This window comes from Ruegeria sp. CE9 (assembly GCF_056537425.1).
This window is the reverse complement of sequence record NZ_JBQFRO010000003.1, coordinates 409,249-426,243: the sequence shown is the minus strand read 5'-3', so window position 1 is coordinate 426,243 and position 16,995 is coordinate 409,249. Positions and strand designations below refer to the sequence as shown.

General features: G+C 56.6%; 16 protein-coding genes. 7 read left to right on the top strand and 9 right to left on the bottom strand.

Annotation, left to right across the window (positions count from 1 at the left end):
- Window positions 1–14: 14 nt before the first annotated feature.
- Both ACR0B3_RS09195 and ACR0B3_RS09190 read right to left on the bottom strand, forming a co-directional pair.
- Window positions 15–1,325 carry a GH1 family beta-glucosidase gene (locus tag ACR0B3_RS09195; protein WP_480808794.1) on the bottom strand — a complete coding sequence of 437 codons (1,311 nt, stop codon included), beginning with the start codon at window positions 1,323–1,325 and terminating at the stop codon, window positions 15–17.
- 1 nt (window position 1,326) lies between these two features.
- On the bottom strand, window positions 1,327–2,358 hold the full coding sequence (locus tag ACR0B3_RS09190) for a LacI family DNA-binding transcriptional regulator (protein ID WP_480808793.1): 1,032 nt from the start codon (window positions 2,356–2,358) through the stop codon (window positions 1,327–1,329).
- Window positions 2,359–2,571: 213 nt separating this feature from the next.
- Between ACR0B3_RS09190 and ACR0B3_RS09185 the strand changes: the two genes are divergently transcribed.
- The 5 genes from ACR0B3_RS09185 to ACR0B3_RS09165 all read left to right on the top strand — a co-directional run bounded on the left by ACR0B3_RS09185 (window position 2,572) and on the right by ACR0B3_RS09165 (window position 8,913).
- Complete coding sequence (locus tag ACR0B3_RS09185; RefSeq protein ID WP_480808792.1) at window positions 2,572–3,927, top strand: ABC transporter substrate-binding protein; 1,356 nt, start codon at window positions 2,572–2,574, stop codon at window positions 3,925–3,927.
- Window positions 3,928–3,993: 66 nt separating this feature from the next.
- Complete coding sequence (locus tag ACR0B3_RS09180; RefSeq protein WP_170683450.1) at window positions 3,994–5,001, top strand: carbohydrate ABC transporter permease; 1,008 nt, start codon at window positions 3,994–3,996, stop codon at window positions 4,999–5,001.
- 12 nt (window positions 5,002–5,013) lie between these two features.
- Window positions 5,014–6,162 carry a carbohydrate ABC transporter permease gene (locus tag ACR0B3_RS09175; RefSeq protein WP_170683449.1) on the top strand — a complete coding sequence of 383 codons (1,149 nt, stop codon included), beginning with the start codon at window positions 5,014–5,016 and terminating at the stop codon, window positions 6,160–6,162.
- A gap of 9 nt (window positions 6,163–6,171) precedes the next feature.
- Window positions 6,172–7,827, top strand: a complete 1,656-nt coding sequence (locus ACR0B3_RS09170; RefSeq protein ID WP_480808791.1) for an alpha-glucosidase — start codon at window positions 6,172–6,174, stop codon at window positions 7,825–7,827.
- 3 nt (window positions 7,828–7,830) lie between these two features.
- Window positions 7,831–8,913 (top strand): ABC transporter ATP-binding protein, encoded by a 1,083-nt coding sequence (locus ACR0B3_RS09165; RefSeq protein ID WP_480808790.1) that lies wholly within the window; start codon window positions 7,831–7,833, stop codon window positions 8,911–8,913.
- On the opposite strand, the gene ACR0B3_RS09160 is transcribed toward ACR0B3_RS09165, so the two are convergent.
- From ACR0B3_RS09160 to ACR0B3_RS09140, 5 genes are all read right to left on the bottom strand, one after another.
- Window positions 8,910–10,031: an aminotransferase gene (locus tag ACR0B3_RS09160; RefSeq protein ID WP_480808789.1), complete on the bottom strand. Its 1,122-nt coding sequence runs from the start codon at window positions 10,029–10,031 to the stop codon at window positions 8,910–8,912. The genes ACR0B3_RS09165 and ACR0B3_RS09160 overlap by 4 nt on opposite strands.
- Before the next feature lie 74 nt (window positions 10,032–10,105).
- Window positions 10,106–11,215: a mandelate racemase/muconate lactonizing enzyme family protein gene (locus tag ACR0B3_RS09155; protein WP_480808788.1), complete on the bottom strand. Its 1,110-nt coding sequence runs from the start codon at window positions 11,213–11,215 to the stop codon at window positions 10,106–10,108.
- A complete protein-coding gene (locus ACR0B3_RS09150; RefSeq protein WP_480567423.1) occupies window positions 11,212–11,496 on the bottom strand; it encodes a cupin domain-containing protein in 285 nt (94 codons plus the stop codon). The genes ACR0B3_RS09155 and ACR0B3_RS09150 overlap by 4 nt, the downstream gene beginning before the upstream one ends.
- A gap of 40 nt (window positions 11,497–11,536) precedes the next feature.
- On the bottom strand, window positions 11,537–12,115 hold the full coding sequence (locus ACR0B3_RS09145) for a dimethylsulfonioproprionate lyase family protein (protein WP_480808787.1): 579 nt from the start codon (window positions 12,113–12,115) through the stop codon (window positions 11,537–11,539).
- The gene (locus ACR0B3_RS09140; protein WP_480808786.1) at window positions 12,112–13,194 is read right to left on the bottom strand and encodes an alcohol dehydrogenase family protein; all 1,083 of its coding nucleotides are present in this window, start codon (window positions 13,192–13,194) and stop codon (window positions 12,112–12,114) included. Before ACR0B3_RS09140 ends, ACR0B3_RS09145 begins: the two co-directional genes overlap by 4 nt.
- A gap of 126 nt (window positions 13,195–13,320) precedes the next feature.
- On the opposite strand from ACR0B3_RS09140, the gene ACR0B3_RS09135 reads away from it, so the two are divergent.
- Window positions 13,321–14,208 (top strand): MurR/RpiR family transcriptional regulator, encoded by an 888-nt coding sequence (locus ACR0B3_RS09135; protein WP_480808785.1) that lies wholly within the window; start codon window positions 13,321–13,323, stop codon window positions 14,206–14,208.
- A gap of 85 nt (window positions 14,209–14,293) precedes the next feature.
- Here the strand turns inward: ACR0B3_RS09135 and ACR0B3_RS09130 are convergent, their stop codons facing one another.
- Together ACR0B3_RS09130 and ACR0B3_RS09125 are read right to left on the bottom strand one after the other, a co-directional pair.
- On the bottom strand, window positions 14,294–15,034 hold the full coding sequence (locus ACR0B3_RS09130) for an SDR family oxidoreductase (protein WP_480808784.1): 741 nt from the start codon (window positions 15,032–15,034) through the stop codon (window positions 14,294–14,296).
- Between the two features lie 37 nt (window positions 15,035–15,071).
- The gene (locus tag ACR0B3_RS09125) at window positions 15,072–16,067 is read right to left on the bottom strand and encodes a quinone oxidoreductase family protein (protein ID WP_480808783.1); all 996 of its coding nucleotides are present in this window, start codon (window positions 16,065–16,067) and stop codon (window positions 15,072–15,074) included.
- Between the two features lie 91 nt (window positions 16,068–16,158).
- On the opposite strand from ACR0B3_RS09125, the gene ACR0B3_RS09120 reads away from it, so the two are divergent.
- Complete coding sequence (locus ACR0B3_RS09120) at window positions 16,159–16,995, top strand: LysR family transcriptional regulator (protein WP_480808782.1); 837 nt, start codon at window positions 16,159–16,161, stop codon at window positions 16,993–16,995.

Genomic DNA, 16,995 nt, shown 5'->3' with positions numbered 1-16,995 from the left:
GATTGATTGGGCGACTAGCTTTTGGCAAGAGCCGTCTGCAATGCGTGATACGAAGCTTTAGGTCTTCTTTCCAGCGTGTCAAAATCCACATCAACCAAACCGAACCGTTTTTCATAGCCAAGCGCCCACTCGTAATTGTCAAGCAGAGACCAGACAAAGTACCCTTTGACAGGCACTCCATGATCCAGTGCTTTGCGCACTTCAGCCAAATGCTGGTTCAAATAGTCAATCCTATCGGCGTCATTCTGGCGTTCCGGGCTCGCCATGCCGTTTTCGGTTATAAAAATTGGCAGGTCGCGAGTGTACTCCTGTGCGGCCCGGATCAGGAAACGGGATAGGGCGGCGGGATCAATCTCCCACCCCATTTGGGTTTTGGGGAGCGAACCGGGAACCTCTTGAACGGCGGGCCAGGGTGTATCGGCGCGCGTGATCAATTTGCGCGTGTAGTAGTTCAGACCGCACCAATCGACAGGTGTTCCAATCGTCTCGAAGTCATCTTGCCAGTTCTTGGGCAGGTGAGGCGCCAATCCTTCCAGAACATTCTTGGGGTAAGATTTGTGAAAAACCCCGCTTAGGAAAAAGCGATTGTAAATCCCATCATAAAGCGCTGCGGCTTCCTGCGCCTGGGGGCTGTTATCTGCAGGCTCTGCCCATTCCAGATTGAATACGGCACCTAGGTTGGACATCCCCAATCCGCGCATGGTCTCGATTGCGCGACCGTGGGCCAGCAGGACGTGGTGCATCGCACGCGCAGCTGCCCGGATATCGCGCATACCGGGCGCGTGATGGCCTTCGAAATGGCTCAGCCAGCTTACGCACCAGGGTTCGTTGATAGGGGCAACGCTGAACATCCGATCACCGATGCGACCCATGATGATTTCAGTGAAATCAGCGAACCAATTCGCGATATCTCGGTTCCGCCAGCCGCCTAAGTCCGAAAGCGGAGAAGGCAGCTCCCAATGGTAGAGCGTAGCGCAGGGTTTGATGCCGCGCTCAAGCAGCGCATCTGTGAGACGGTCATAGAAATCAAGGCCTTGCTGATTGACCGGCCCGCGCCCTTCCGGCAGAATCCGCGCCCAACTGGTTGAAAAGCGATAGCAATCGAAACCGGCATCCCGGATTAGGTCGAAATCCTGTTCGTATCGATTGTAGTGGTCGCAGGCTAGGTCGCCGTTTTCCGCGTTGGCGACATTGCCGGGGGTCGCGGCGAAACTGTCCCAATGGGATTTGCCTGCACCGCCTTGAGCGTGGCCTTCGATCTGGTAGGCTGAGGTTGCCACGCCAAACTGAAAATCTTGTGGGAAATTCGCACGTTTGTATTTCATTTCAAGTCCTTTGCGGGGCAGGGCCGGTCGAGCTGCCGACGACGAGTTCGGCTTCCAGCAGGCGAGTTTTTGGAGGGTCGTTCGGCGCATTGATCCGTTCGATCAGCATTTCGGCAGCCAACTCGCCCGCATGCCTCACGGATGATCGTGTTGCCGTGAATATCGGAACGTCCATGCCATTGCGCATGTAAGACAATTCATCGTCATGAGCGATAATCGAGATGTCCCGCCCCATTTTCAGGTCACGTTCTTCCAGTGCGCGCCGGACCCCAACGGCCGAAATGATCGATGAGGCCAAAATGGCGGTTGGCGGGTCGTCAAGCTCCAGCATGTCGCAAGCAGTTTGGTGCCCGTAAATCTCGGTCATCTCTGCACTGCGCAGAAGGCTGTGATCAATGGCGATGCCAGCACTTTCCAGCGCTGCCAGATAGCCATTTCTACGGCGTTGCGCAAAATCCATCTCTTCTAACCCGTTTATTAACGCGATACGCCGGTGGCCCAGATCAATCAGAAATCGGGTGGCGCGTTCGAATGAGCGCTGATTGTTCACATCGATCCAGTCATAGGGTTCTTCGGCATAGGTTGATCGGCCGTGGACAATGAAAGGTACGCCCAGCCGCGAGAGCGCAGAAATACGTGGTTCCCGCTCTTTCGGGCCCTGCAACACAATGCCGTCGACAACACCACGATTGAACAGATTGCGATAGGATTCCTCAATCGAGGTATCGGGCGCATGGGTGAACATCATGTCATAGTTGTTTTCGGCGTAAGTTCTTGCCGCGCCTGCAACAAAATCCCCAAAAATTGGATTGACCATTTCATGTTGGGATGAGGTGGGAATCACATGGCCGATGACCATAGAGCGACCGGTGGCCAACCCTTTGGCGCGACTATTGGGGCGATACCCATGTTTATCCGCCGCAGCTTGAACCCGTATGCGTGTTCCTTCGTTGACCTCGGGATATCCGTTCAGCGCGCGGCTGACGGTTGTCTGTGAAAGACCCAGAATCTCGGAGAGCTGCTTTAGGTTCATTGTATTCAAAGCGCCTTCAAATTGGTGCTCAGTTGTTTTGTTGCGAAATTCGGGTTCAGTCAACCTGTTTCAGAAATGGACTTAGAAATAGCTGTATTATTAGGATTGATAGGTGGTTGTTGACAGAGTTTGAATGTTAGCGGATAAAGTGCGATATCCAAAGCGCTTTGAAAACGAATCTCGTTTGCGCCGATAATATTGGGAGGAGAACTCATGAGACACGCACTTTATTCGGGTGCGGCGGCGATCGCTCTGCTGGCTGGGCCGGTACAGGCACAGGATCTGGTCTTCACGCCGGGCGAAGGGCCGTTCAACTGGGACAGCTACAATGCCTGGGCTGAAGGTGCCCCTGATCTGAGCGGTCAAACGGTCACGGTATTTGGTCCATGGCTGACGCCCGAGGACGGCTATTTCAACAACATGATCGCCTATTTCGAAGCGGCGACCGGTGCTGACGTAATCTATACTGGCTCTGACAGCTTCGAGCAGCAGATCGTAATTGATGCCGAGGCCGGATCTGCCCCCAACATCGCAGTTTTCCCGCAGCCTGGCTTGGCGGCGATCATGGCATCCAAGGGGCAGTTAACACCGCTGGGTGAAGACATGGCCAATTGGGTCGGCGACAACTATGCGGCGGGGGATTCCTGGGTTGATCTAGGCACCTATAAAGATGCCGACGGCAATGATCAGATGTATGGCTTTTTCTACAACGTGAACGTCAAGTCTCTGGTCTGGTACAACCCGGAAAACTTTGAAGACGCAGGTTACGAAGTGCCCACCAGCATGGAAGAGCTGAAGGCGCTGACCGAACAGATCGTTGCTGACGGCGAGACACCTTGGTGCATCGGTCTGGGATCAGGTGCAGCGACTGGCTGGCCTGCGACCGACTGGGTTGAAGACATGATGCTGCGGACTCAGCCGCCCGAAGTCTACGACCAGTGGGTGACTAACGAGATTCCGTTCGACGATCCGCGCGTGATCGCCGCGATCGAGGAATTCGGCTGGTTTGCGCGCGATGATGCCAAGGTCTCGGGGGGAGCGGGTGCAGTGGCCTCGACCGACTTCCGCGACAGCCCCAAGGGCATGTTCTCATCCCCGCCACAGTGCTACATGCACCGTCAGGCGTCATTCGTCCCGGCCTTCTTCCCCGAAGATGTCGAGTTCGGCCTGGATGCTGATTTCTTCTACATGCCGTCCTTCGCCGACAAAGACCTGGGCAACCCGGTTTTGGGTGGCGGTACCTTGATGGCGGTCAGCAATCCTTCGGATGCGACCAGCGCGTTCATGGAGTTCCTCAAGCAGCCGCTCGCGCATGAGGTGATGATGGCGCAGACCGGGTTCCTGACCCCTCATACGGGCGTGAACACCGAGGCCTACAAGGATGATACCCTGCGCGGTCTGGGTGACATTCTGTTGGGCGCGACGACCTTCCGCTTTGACGGGTCGGACCTGATGCCTGGCGCGGTGGGGGCGGGTACCTTCTGGACCGGTATGGTTGACTATACAGGTGGTAAATCCGCTGAAGAAGTCACCGGCGAAATCCAGTCGTCCTGGGACGCGCTTAAGTAATCTGCTGAACCCCTCGGGCAGCCTGTCACTCAGGTTGCCCGAAACCCTTAAAAGGGAGAGGACGCCATGAATCCGGCAATTCAGGGCCTGCTGACAATCGTAATCGGTGTGTCGGGATGCGTGGGCTATTTCTACCTGTCCAACCAGTTTCTAGATAAGGTCCTATTCCCCGCACGCGGCCCCAACGCAGGGCGCAACATCAACCGCGCGAACATGATCCGGCCCTGGCTGTTCCTTTTGCCAGCGATCCTCGCGCTTGGGGTTTATCTTGCCTATCCGGTGTTTGAGACGCTACGCCTGTCGCTGACCGATCGTGTCGCCGGTGGCGGGTATGAATGGGCGGGCCTCAATAACTACTCCCAAATGCTCGCCGAGCCGAAATTCTGGGAAGCGATGCGCAACAACATGCTTTGGCTGATTGTTGTCCCCGCCATGTCTACCGCTTTTGGCCTGCTTGTGGCGCAGCTGACGGACCGTATTCGCTGGGGCAATGTCGCCAAGTCGTTGATCTTTATGCCGATGGCGATTTCCTTTGTAGGTGCCTCAGTGATCTGGAAACTGGTCTACGACGCGCGTCCGCCTGATCAGGATCAGATTGGTGTACTGAACGCGATCTATATCTTCTTTGGCGGAACCGAGACGCACACCTGGCTGACGTTGCCATTCTGGAACAACTTCTTCCTGATGATCGTACTGGTCTGGATTCAAACCGGCTTTGCCATGGTCATCCTGTCTGCTGCCTTGCGCGGTATCCCCGAAGAGACCATCGAGGCCGCCATTCTGGATGGGGCCAACCCGTTTCAGATTTTCTTCAAGATCAAAGTACCGCAGATCAAGACAACCATCATGGTGGTCTGGACCACTATCACAATCGTAGTCCTCAAGGTCTTTGACATCGTCTTTGCCATGACCAATGGCCAGTGGGAGACACAGGTTCTGGCCAATTATATGTACGACAAGATGTTCCGCGCCAATGACTGGGGCGTTGGGTCGGCCTCAGCCATGGTGATCATGTTGCTGGTGACGCCGATCCTGATCTGGAACGTGCGCAATGCGCGCAAAGAAATGCAGTAGGAGGTTGGGGATATGAGCGATATTGCAGGAACCCGCCCAGCCCTAAGATGGGTCGTTCACGCCTCGGTCGTGCTGCTTGTGGTGCTATGGGTGTTCCCGACACTCGGATTGTTGATCTCGTCTTTCAGAACCGGAGACCAGATTGCCAGCAGCGGCTGGTGGCGGGCGCTGTTCCCGTCCGAGCAGAACCTGACACTGCGTGCGGCCGCACCTGAAACGCAGGTTTTGCAGGATGGTCTTTATGTGATCGAAGGCAACATTTTCGAAGGCGAGAAAGCATCGGACATAACAAGATGGGGTGTGAACTCGCGCGAGATTGATGCCTATGCGCCCGGTGAAACAGCCGAGCTGCGCCGGGGTGGTACTATCACGGTGCAAGCCAACGGCGATTATCGGATGGAGAACACCGAAGAGTTTTCAGGTCAGCGCGGACCTCGGGTCTTTGTGACCACCACTTTGCCGCCGGAGTTCACGACCGAGAACTATGCCCATGTTCTGTTCAACGCAAACAGTTCAGACAGTATGGGCAAGGCGTTCTTCAATACACTCACGGTAACGATCCCGGCCACGATCATCCCGATCCTTGTTGCGGCTTTTGCAGCCTACGCGCTGGCGTGGATGGATTTCCCCGGGCGTGCCTTACTGATTGCTGCGGTCGTTGGCCTGTTGGTGGTGCCATTGCAACTGGCGCTGATCCCGTTGCTGAAACTGCATCTCAATATCGGGATCGGCAAAGGCTATCTGGGCGTTTGGATGGCCCATACCGGGTTCGGGATGCCATTGGCGATCTATCTATTACGCAACTACATGGCCGGGCTGCCGCGTGATCTGATCGAGAATGCGCGAGTCGATGGGGCGACCGAGTTTCAGATTTTCACCAAACTGATCCTGCCGCTCAGCTTTCCGGCACTGGCCTCTTTTGCGATCTTCCAGTTCCTATGGACATGGAACGACCTGCTGGTTGCCAAAGTGTTCCTGATCGACGCCAGCGGCCAGACCACGGTCATGACCAACCGCATTGTCGAGCTGTTGGGGACGCGGGGCGGTAACTGGGAAATCTTGGCGACGGCGGCGTTTGTTTCAATCGCGGTGCCGCTGGCCGTCTTCTTTGCAATGCAAAAATATCTGGTTCGCGGCTTGCTGGCCGGTTCCGTAAAATAAGGGCGTGTGATGAACGTGCAGACCAAAGCAACAGCATTCGAAACAACCAAAGCGACGTCTGATTGGTGGCGGGGTGGAGTAATCTATCAGGTCTACCCGCGCAGCTTTCAAGACAGCAACGGCGATGGGATCGGAGACCTGAAGGGTATCACCCAGCGGCTTGGCTATATCGCCTCGCTGGGGGTGGACGCGGTCTGGATATCGCCATTCTTCAAATCCCCGATGAAGGATTTCGGCTATGATGTCAGCGACTATCGCGATGTTGATCCGATGTTCGGCACCATGGCGGATTTCAAAGAGCTTCTGGATCAAGCCCATGCACATGGGCTGAAGGTGATGATCGATCTGGTGATGTCTCACACTTCCGATCAGCATCCATGGTTCAACGAAAGTCGCGCCAGCCGCGATAATCCAAAATCTGATTGGTATGTTTGGGCTGATCCCAAACCTGATGGGACACCTCCCAACAACTGGTTGTCTATCTTTGGCGGCTCGGCCTGGCAATGGGATGCGCGGCGTCTGCAATATTATCTGCACAACTTCCTGAGTGCGCAGCCGGATTTGAACTTCCACTGCAAAGATGTTCAGGATGCGCTGCTGGATGTGGCCCGGTTCTGGCTGGATCTCGGCGTCGACGGATTCCGCTTGGACACGATAAACTTCTATTTTCACGACGCCCAACTGCGCGACAATCCTGGCTTGCCAATGGAGCAGCGCAACTCGTCAATCGCGCCGATGGTGAACCCGTATAACCATCAGGATCACCTCTATTCCAAAAGCCAGCCCGAGAATATCGCTTTCCTCGAACGCCTGCGCGCCCTGACTGACGAATACGAGGGCCGCGCGTGTCTGGGTGAGGTCGGTGACGCGCAACGCGGGCTTGAAATCATGGGGGAATACACGACCGGTGATAAGCGCATGCATATGTGTTACGCCTTCGAGTTCCTCGAAAAGCGCGTGCTCACAGCAGCTTACGCCAAGCAAGTTTTTGATCAGCTTGAAGACAAAGCAGGTGACGCTTGGCCCTGTTGGGCGTTCTCGAACCACGACGTGCAGCGCCATGCCACGCGCTGGGGTCTGGATGATGCGGCCATCCGGCAATATGCCGTCCTGATGATGTGCCTGCGCGGCTCGGCCTGCCTGTTTCAGGGCGAGGAACTGGGCTTGCCCGAGGCGGATGTGGCGTTTGAGGATCTACAAGACCCCTATGGCGTCGAATTCTGGCCCGAGTTCAAAGGCCGCGATGGCTGCCGCACCCCGATGGTCTGGACTGCGCAGGATGAGCAATCGGGGTTCAGCACAAGCCGACCGTGGCTGCCGGTCAGTTCGGTTCAGGCGGAAAAGGCTGTGGACCGGCTGGAGCAAGACCCGAAATCGATGCTGCATCACTACCGTCACGCGATCGCGCTGCGCCGCGCGCATTCGGCCCTGATGTCGGGTGCGCAGACCGGAATGACCCAGATCGGTTCAGTGCTGACCTTCACGCGCGAAGATGAAGTAGAGCGGGTGTTCTGCGCGTTCAATCTGGGGTCAGACGCTGCCGAAGTCACCCTGCCTACCGGCAACTGGCAAGCGATCGCCGAGGACGTGGGCAGCGTTCCCGGGGCTGGTACGGTAACGCTGGACGCGGCTCAATTCTGTTTGTTGGCGCATCGAAAGGGGTAAGTCATGTCGGAACTCAAGCTCACGGATGTGGCCAAATCCTATGGCCCGGTCGATGTCCTGAAACATATCGATCTTGATATCGAGCAAGGCGAACTGATCGTTTTTGTCGGCCCATCAGGCTGCGGCAAATCCACATTGCTGCGCATGATTGCAGGCCTAGAAAAGATCACAGGCGGCACGCTTGAGATCGAGGGGCAGGTGGTGAACGATGTGCCGCCTGCGCAACGCGGCATTGCGATGGTGTTCCAGTCATATGCGCTTTATCCGCATATGACCGTGCGCGAAAACATGGCCTTCGCGCTCAAGATCGCCAAGATGCCCAGTGCCGAGGTTGATGCAGCCGTCGAGCGTGCTGCGAAAATCCTGCAGCTTGAACCTCTGCTGGACCGTCTGCCCAAAGCCTTGTCAGGCGGTCAGCGCCAGCGGGTTGCCATCGGGCGCGCGATTGTGCGCGATCCGAAGGTCTATTTGTTTGACGAGCCGCTTTCGAACCTGGATGCCGCGTTGCGCGTGGCAACGCGGATTGAGATCGCGCGCCTGAAAGAGGCGATGCCAGACAGCACGATGATCTACGTCACCCACGATCAGGTCGAGGCGATGACATTGGCCAGCCGTATCGTCGTTCTCGCCAATAAGGGGGTCGCGCAGGTTGGTACACCGCTCGAGCTGTATGAGACTCCAGACAATGAATTCGTCGCGCAATTCATCGGCTCACCAGCCATGAACCTTTTGCCGGGAACCATCACTGCGACCGGAGAGACAACGACCGTAACGCTGGATGACGGAGGTGTGGCGATCTCATCAATCCCGACAAATGCCGCCGATGAGGGCAAAAAGGTCAATATCGGGGTCCGGCCCGAGGATTTGGTGATCACGGAAGAGACGCCGATTTACACAGGCCTGGTCGATTTCACCGAGGCCTTGGGTGAGGTCACGCTGCTCTACTTCGCAGCCCCCGAGGGGCGGGAGGCCGTGATTGCCAAGCTACCCGGTATCCAACGCAACCTAAGGGGACAGAACGTATCGGTCACTGCAGCGCCCGAGAAGGTGCATTTGTTCCACAACGGTCAGTCGATGCGTCGTTAATCCAGCTTTGCAAGAAAGCCGGAAACCTTCGCCAATCCATCGCGGATGACCGATGGGGTATTGGCGTATCCGATCCGAACGCATCCTTCGAGACCCAACGCAGAGCCCGGTGTGAACATCACCCCGGTTTCTTGCAACAACCTTACGCAGAATTCGCGTGAAGGCATGTCGAGATCATAGTGCAATAGCGCCGTGGTCCCGGCTTTGGGTTTGACCCAGCTGATCTTGGGCTCTTGATCGACCCATTCTTCCAGCATGGCGAGGTTGCCGCGTGTGATGGTGTGGCTGCGGGCCAGCACCTTGTCGCGGCTTTCAAGTGCGATCGCGGCGAAATGGTCGTCAATCATACCGACCGAGATCGTGTCATAGTCCCGGTGGATCGAAACCGCCTCGATCAATTCAGGATTAGAAGCAATCCAACCCAGCCGCAGCCCCGCCAGCGAGAACGCCTTGGACATGCCCGCAGTTGAAATCCCTTTCTCATAAAGATCGGCAACTGCATCAGTCATGCCCGCGCCTTCTTGCCCGGTGCCGCGATAAACCTCATCACACAGCAGCCAGGCCCCGGCAGCGCGTGCGATGTCAACAATCTTAAGCAGATAGGCGCGATCCATCACTGCGCCGGTCGGGTTGTTGGGGTTGTTGATCGCGATCAGCTTGGTGCCCGGAGCTACGGCGGCGCGCAGCTCGTCCAGATCGGGCAAGTACGCATTCTCGGCGCGCAGATGGATTTGCGTCACTTCTGCACCGATGCTGGCCGGGATTGAGTAATGCTGCTGATAGGTGGGCACGACGGCCACCACCTTGTCGCCCCGTTCGACCAGCGTTTTGTGGACCAGCATATTGGCCCCGATCGTTCCATGCGTGACGATGATGTTCTCGCGCTGTTGTTGGCCGTACAAGCCACAGATCGCATCGCGCAGCCGGTCCGACCCCCGGATCGCGCCATAAGTCATCTTCATCCCCAGAAGTTCCGACAGATCATCTGAATTTCGCCCGGCAAGCTGCAGTAGTTCTGCGATCGTCAGGCTCTCGACGCAGGTTTCCGCAAGATTATAGGCGCATTTGGTTTCCCATTCGTCCATCCAGATTTCGACGCCAAAGGGTTCGATCTTCATTGCAGATTCCTGTCTGACAAAGCCATCGCGCATCGTTCCCATGGCGAAGGGGTAAGGTCAACTACAGCAAAAGATCAATATCGGTAAACCGCCATCGGGTCGCCCAACGCATCTTCATCCGGGTGTACACCAAGGCCAGGTGCGTCGGGCAAGTGCAAGTGGCCATCTTTGTTCCGTGGTCCGCGCCCGCTGGCTATATCTACTGTGATCATGTCCTGACAGGCCCAGACGGCATAACAATTCGCGTCCGGAATGGTCGCCGCCAGATGGAGCGCTTCGGTATCCGCCAGGACCGAGCCACCGGTCGCCATCACAAACATGTCGATCCCATGTGCAAGTGCGACATCGCGCATCCGGGCCGCTTTGGTCAGCCCGCCGACACGGTTGAGCTTGATGCCGAAAATCTCGGCGATGCCATCCCGGGCAATACGGGTTGCATCCTGCAGGGTTACAAGGCTCTCATCAACAGACACGGGCGACGCATGTTTGCCGGAAATTGCCGCGATATCATCCAGTGTCTCGCAGGGCTGTTCGATAATGACGTTCAGGTCTTCAACCGCGCTTATCACCCGCAGCGCCTGCTGTCGTGACCAGCCGCGATTCACATCATAGAGGATAATATCCTCGGGGTTCCGCAGGCTCTCAACGTCACGGATGCGGGCGATATCCCGGGTCACATCTCCACCGATCTTGACGGAATGGGCGATATAGCCGCGTTGGCGATATCGATCGATGACCGCGCGGGTTTCTTCGACCGTTTTCGCCCCTACGGATGACGCAATGGGGCGTGGTGTGCGAGACCCGCCTCCCATCAGATCAGCGATGGGCAAATCGGCAGCCTGGCCCGAAATGTCCCAACAGGCCATGTCAACTGGGCTTTTGGCATAGAGATGCCCCGGCAAAGCCAAATCCATTGCGCGTTCGACATCCAGAACGCGGCGCGGGTCGAGGCCCAGAATAAACGGCGCCATCGTCTCGATCCCCGCCCGAATGCCGGGGCCGTGGGCGGGCACATAGGTGTGACCCCAAGGGGTGCCTTCACCCCAGCCTACCAGCCCGGCGTCGGTATCGATCTTCACCAGCGTCGCGTCCAGCGTTTCGAATTTCAATCGCCCGCCAGACAGCCAATAGGGGTGCTCCAATGGCAGATCGATCTGAAAGACTGAAATCTGAGTGATCTTCATTTCAGTTCCACCTCGACAAATGACATTGGCGTATCACCCGCGTTGATCACATTGTGCTCGACCCCTTCGTCGCGACGATAGGCCGTTCCGGCAGGGACAGTCACTTCGTTGGTGGTTCCGTCCGGCAACTCCAATCGCATATGACAATCGGAAACGGCGGTGATGACATAGTCCATTGCATGCCGATGCCAGCCGGTTTCAGCTCCGGGGGCAAAGTCGAAACGGGTTACACGCACCCGTGCGTCATCGATCATCTGGGTCGCAATCGCTTGTGGCCTCATCGAGTTGCCTCCTGCTTGAGGGCGCGATGAACTGTAGTTCTCATGCCATATCCATCCGGGGCAGATCGCCAATTCCATCACCCCTCCAAAGCACAAAGGTCAGGATCGGCTGATCACTTGTCGTCATTGCGTGGCTTTGCCAGCTTGCATGTTGGCGCGTCTGTCCGGGGTCGATAGACTCTGCATTACCTTCGATCTTGAAACAGGCGGAGCCCGCGAGCGTCAGATACAGCTCTTCTGCCTGATGGCTGTGCCAATCATAGTTCAAACCCGCGCCCCAATAGGCGACATATCCCCGCAACTGGGTCGAGTGGAAATGCCCGGTAGGCCCGAACAACTCGTAATATCCATAGCGTGCAAGGAAATCCGCCCCGACCTCATCTTCGGTATAGGTGCGTTTCCAATGCGCCTGTTCTGCAGAGGCGGCAATGGCCCTGATCATCGCTTGGGTCGCGGCTGTACCTTCCAGGTCAAACTCGCTGACCAGCCGGGTCGCTGGAACGTGTTCCGGCGATAGCTCGGTTGCGGTCAGATCGGTTGGCCAATCCCCAAAGCTGGCCAAATCGGGATGCGCCTGGTGCAGCTGTCGGGCGGCTGCTAACACGTCGTTCAATGTCATGGGGCAACTACTATGTTTCCGGTGTGTTTCTTGGCGATAAAGGCGGCTTGGGCATCATGCAGTTCGCTCAGCGGATAAGTCGCTGCCAAGGCAGGCTTCACTTCGCCGGCCTCGATGTAGCGTACAAGATTTTGCATCACTTCGGGGTCGATAACCGTTGATCCGGTAAAGGTCAGATCCCGCAAATAGAAGGTGCGCAGGTCAAATTCGACCATCGGACCCGCAATGGCGCCCGAGCAGGTATATCGCCCGCCTCGTTCGAGAATGCCAATAAGTTGCGGCCAATAGGGCCCACCAACCACATCCGCGACGACCGTGATATTCTCATCACCCAACGAGGCGCGCAGATCTTCGGGCGCGCGGGGTAGAATGAGATCGGGGCCAAGAAGGGCGACGTCATCATGTTTGGCCTCCAATGCCATCGCGATGACCCGCGCATTGCGGCGCTTGGCCAGTTGAACCAGCGCACCGCCTACGCCACCAGACGCGCCCGGGACCAGTACGGTATCAACCTCGGTTACTTTGGCGCGGGTCAGCATACCTTCGGCGGTGGAATATGAGCAGGAAAATGTCGCAAGTTCAGCATCCGAAAGCGAGGACTGGATGGCGATGGCATTCTGAGCAGGAATTGTCGTGTATTCGGCAAATCCGCCATCTCGTTCTGATCCGAAATACCCGGTCTTGTCCTTGTTCAGCGGATCCGCGGGATCGCGCAGCCAGCAATCTGTGATCACCCGCTCACCTATGCGGCTTTGGTCCACCCCTTCCCCGACGCCCACAATCTGCCCGCACACATCCGCCCCTTGAATGCGCGGGAAGACCAGCGGCGCTCCGCCCCAGGTTGGATCATCGCTGCCCACCTCTTCGAACGCGCCACCTGTCGTCGCATCACTGACGGTTTTGGAATACCAGCCGGACCGGGTGTTCACATCGGTATTGTTCAGGCCACAGGCTCCGACCTGTATCAACACTTCGCCGGGCTTGGGTGTGGGGCAGGGCCAGTCCTCGTGCCAGACCATCTGATCCAGGTCACCATGCCCCATCGTGACTATAGCTTTCATTGTTGCGGGTTGTTTCATGCGGCACTCTCCATCCATGCGCCTGTACCGGCTCAGAGTGTGAGAGGATTTCGGATGACATCCGAATAGACCTCTGAGTCGATTTGGCCTCGACACCGTAGGCAAACAAAAATACCATCGTCAATCATGAATGGGACAGATGTATCAAATTCGATTCTGGAAAGGCTTGCAGAGGAGCTATCGCAGCTAACGCCAGAGGCACGCAAGGCCGCAACCTACGTACTTGAGAACCCGCGTGATGTCGGTGTCTCAACAGTACGCGAAATCGCCGAAGCTGCAAACGTGAAACCCAATACGATCGTTCGCATGGCAAGGCAGGTCGGGTTCGACGGTTACGAGGATTTCCGGGTTCCGTTCCGTGAGGCGATCCGGCGCGGACAAACCGATTTCCCGGAACGCGCGCGCTGGCTGCAAGATATTCGTAAATCCGGCAATATGGGCGGTCTTTATGCGGACATGGTCCAGGACGCCCTGCGCAATGTCGAAGAGACCTTTGCCAATATCTCATCCGAGCAGTTGAAGGCAGCGGCCGAGGACATCTGGAACTCGCGAAACGTATTCGTGCTGGGTGTTGGCGTGAACAACTCGAATGCGCGCAATTTTGTATATCTGGCCTCAACCGGCATGGTGCAATTTCATGCCATCCCGCGCGCCGGATCAAATCCGATCGACGATCTGGCATGGGCCGACAAGCGCGATGTTCTGATTGCCATGACCTGCAAACCTTACCGCAACGAAGTCGTCGAGGCGGTGCAGGTTGCGCGCGAGCAAGGTATGAAGGTGATTGGACTTTCTGATAGCCCCGCCAGCCCGGTATTACGCAACGCAAAGCATGGATTCGTGATTTCGGCGGACACACCGCAATTCTTCCCATCTTCAGTCGGCACAATCGCGCTGCTTGAGACATTGTTGTCCTTTGTCATTGCCGTCGCAAGTGATGAGATCGTCGATCGGGTGGCGACATTCCACAAACGCCGCCACCAGCTTGGCCTATATCATGCCGAAGAAACGTAAGTGCGTCGCATCGGTGGCATTTTCCTACGATTCACCAACTGAGCGTTTGTTTCGGGGGCGGCCTTGATTCAGAGAGCCCTAATGATCAAGCTCGGATAAGGTGGCCACCATCTACATCCAGTACTGTGCCGGTTAGATAGCCGTTTGTCATTGCCATGATTGCGGCCTGGGCAACGTCCTCTGCGGTCCCGACGCGACCTACAGGCAGGCTGCTGCCAACTTGAGTGTACATGCCCTCGCGTGCCTCTTCACTCATGGCGGAATAGGCTTCGGTTGCGACCATGCCGGGACTGATGCAGTTCACGCGCGCAGGGCCGGATAGTTCCAATGCCAAACCTTTGGTCAACGCCTCGACGGCCGCGTTTGCGGCTCCGAGGCCGGTCGCCCCGGCTGAGGGGCGACGGCTGAGTACGCCGGAAAAGAAAGTGATTGACCCGCCCTCAACAAGTGCGGGCAAAACCTCGCGCGCGGCCTGATAGGGGCCTATGAACTTGGCCTCGAACATCGCGCGCAGATCGTCTGTAGGCAGCTCTTCAAAACTGCCATGCACGGCGCTTGAGGCCGAGATAACCAGATGATCCACAGCGTCCAGGCCAGCAGCCCAGGATTTCACACCAGCTTCGTCAGTTGTATCGACGGGCGCGATTTGAACGCCACCCCCGATTTCTTCCGCTGCAGCTTCCAGCTTGGCTGTATTTCGGCTGGCGATGGTTACCGTTGCACCAAGTGCAACCGCCGCTTTTGCAGTGGCCTTACCCATGCCGCTGCTGCCTCCGATTATGACGATGTTTTTTCCCATGAGGGCAGTTTCAAATACCGTGCTCATTGTCTAGGTTCCTTTTCCTGGGTATCGGCGGAAGGCATCAATCGATGCCGAGTACCAGCTTGCCGGTTGTCTCACCGGCTTCGAGGCGGCGATGCGCTTCTGCGGCCTCGTCAATCGGTAGTACGGTGATCTGAGGGCGCAGCACACCGGAATCCTGCAATTTGAATACGGTTGCCATGTCGGCCTGGAATGCTGCGGGACGATTGATAAAATACGTGTAGATATCGCTGACGCGGACCGCGATGGATTTCTGGAAGTGTTTGGCCAGATCCTCTGCAAAGCTGCCAGCCGGTGGCCCTGCGAGAAAGCCGAACAGCACGGCTGTCCCAAGTGGCGCCAAGGCATCGAGGTCAGATTTAAGAGATTCTCCTGAAACCGGGTTCAACGTCAGGTCAACGCCTTGCCCGCCGGTGATTTCAGAGACCCGTGCCGCCACATCTTCGTTGCGATAGTCGATGACGTGCTCAGCGCCTTGTTCACGCGCATAGCCCATCTTGTCTGTGCTGACCGAGGCGATCACGGTCATGCCCAGTTGCTTGGCTATTTGCACAGCCATCGTGCCGACGCCACCCGCTGCTGCGTGGATAAGCACGGATTTACCGGTTGATGCGGCACCGAGATTAACCAGCATGTGATAGGCAGTCATCGCGTTCACCGGGATCGACGCTGCGGTTTCAAAGCTGACGCCGTCCGCTATTTTGGTCACGTAGGGTGTGCCAATTGCGGAATGCGTACCATATCCACCTGCACCAATTGGGCCCATCCAGGCCACTCGATCACCTACAACCAAATCTACGACGCCAGCGCCAACTGCTTCGACGACCCCAGCACCTTCGACCCCAGGCACATGGGGTAGGGCGGGCATCATGCCTTCGGGCATCTCGCCTCGACGAATGATCGTGTCGATAAAATTGACGGCAGCTGCGTGATTGCGGATCAGGATTTCTCCGGCACCGGGTTGGGGCACAGCTTGGTCGGCTTTGCGCAGCACTTCAGGGTTGCCTGTCTGGGTGATTTCAATCGCATAGGACATGGGTTTCTCCTTTTTGTTGCGAAGAAACTAGTGCCCATGATGGCCAGTGATAATAGTTGATAATGGAAATGATTATCTTGATAATAGAATAATGATCTACAATGACCTCGCCCTTTTTACTGTTGTGGCCAGCCATCTCAGCTTTTCGAAAGCCGCAGATCAGATGGGCATCCCGCTTAGTCGGGTCAGTCGCAGGATTGCCGAACTAGAAGGCCATCTGGGCACCAAATTGTTCGAACGTACGACACGTCAGGTCCGTTTGACCGAAGAGGGAAGGCGTCTGCTGTATCGATGCCAAGACCCAATCGAAGCCCTTCAAGGTGTTGCTGGATTTTCAGACGATACAAAGCGCCAGAAGATTCGTATCACGGCCCCGCCATTGGCTGCCCGTGTTACCATCGGGCCGCTGCTGTTGGATTTTGCCGCTCAGCATGAGAATGTGGAGCTGGAACTCACGACAACTAATCTCTTTCTGGATTTTTTTCGCGACAATATTGATCTCGCCTTTCGGGTCGGTCCATTGACAGATTCAAGCTTGGTAGCCCGACGACTCTGGTCCATCGACTATTGCTTTTGTGCGGGGGCTGGTTTTGTTGAAGAACACAAGATAACTGACCCCATGTCGCGCTCTGGCTTCCTATCACTTCCTGCGCTTGTGTCCGGGCAGCCTTGGGTGCTGGAAACCGGAGAAAACTTGAAGCCTGTGCACGTCGCGCACAGCTTTGTCGACCTCGATGTCATTTTACAGGGCGTTCGCCGGAATCTGGGCGTTGCCTTATTGCCCAAAGACATGATCGACAAAGATGTTGTGCCCTTAGAAGTCGTAAACACCGCTCCGATGACCAGAGAGATGTTTGCGGTCTACCCCAGTCGTCGCCTATTGCCCGCGCGGGTCCGCAATCTTATTGAATTCATGGCAACCCAATAG

Coding starts and splice junctions, on each gene's coding strand:
- ACR0B3_RS09195 (WP_480808794.1), bottom strand. CDS start 1,325: ATGAAATACAAACGTGCGAATTTCCCACAAGATTTTCAGTTTGGCGTG.
- ACR0B3_RS09190 (WP_480808793.1), bottom strand. CDS start 2,358: ATGAACCTAAAGCAGCTCTCCGAGATTCTGGGTCTTTCACAGACAACC.
- ACR0B3_RS09185 (WP_480808792.1), top strand. CDS start 2,572: ATGAGACACGCACTTTATTCGGGTGCGGCGGCGATCGCTCTGCTGGCT.
- ACR0B3_RS09180 (WP_170683450.1), top strand. CDS start 3,994: ATGAATCCGGCAATTCAGGGCCTGCTGACAATCGTAATCGGTGTGTCG.
- ACR0B3_RS09175 (WP_170683449.1), top strand. CDS start 5,014: ATGAGCGATATTGCAGGAACCCGCCCAGCCCTAAGATGGGTCGTTCAC.
- ACR0B3_RS09170 (WP_480808791.1), top strand. CDS start 6,172: ATGAACGTGCAGACCAAAGCAACAGCATTCGAAACAACCAAAGCGACG.
- ACR0B3_RS09165 (WP_480808790.1), top strand. CDS start 7,831: ATGTCGGAACTCAAGCTCACGGATGTGGCCAAATCCTATGGCCCGGTC.
- ACR0B3_RS09160 (WP_480808789.1), bottom strand. CDS start 10,031: ATGAAGATCGAACCCTTTGGCGTCGAAATCTGGATGGACGAATGGGAA.
- ACR0B3_RS09155 (WP_480808788.1), bottom strand. CDS start 11,215: ATGAAGATCACTCAGATTTCAGTCTTTCAGATCGATCTGCCATTGGAG.
- ACR0B3_RS09150 (WP_480567423.1), bottom strand. CDS start 11,496: ATGAGGCCACAAGCGATTGCGACCCAGATGATCGATGACGCACGGGTG.
- ACR0B3_RS09145 (WP_480808787.1), bottom strand. CDS start 12,115: ATGACATTGAACGACGTGTTAGCAGCCGCCCGACAGCTGCACCAGGCG.
- ACR0B3_RS09140 (WP_480808786.1), bottom strand. CDS start 13,194: ATGAAACAACCCGCAACAATGAAAGCTATAGTCACGATGGGGCATGGT.
- ACR0B3_RS09135 (WP_480808785.1), top strand. CDS start 13,321: ATGAATGGGACAGATGTATCAAATTCGATTCTGGAAAGGCTTGCAGAG.
- ACR0B3_RS09130 (WP_480808784.1), bottom strand. CDS start 15,034: ATGAGCACGGTATTTGAAACTGCCCTCATGGGAAAAAACATCGTCATA.
- ACR0B3_RS09125 (WP_480808783.1), bottom strand. CDS start 16,067: ATGTCCTATGCGATTGAAATCACCCAGACAGGCAACCCTGAAGTGCTG.
- ACR0B3_RS09120 (WP_480808782.1), top strand. CDS start 16,159: ATGATCTACAATGACCTCGCCCTTTTTACTGTTGTGGCCAGCCATCTC.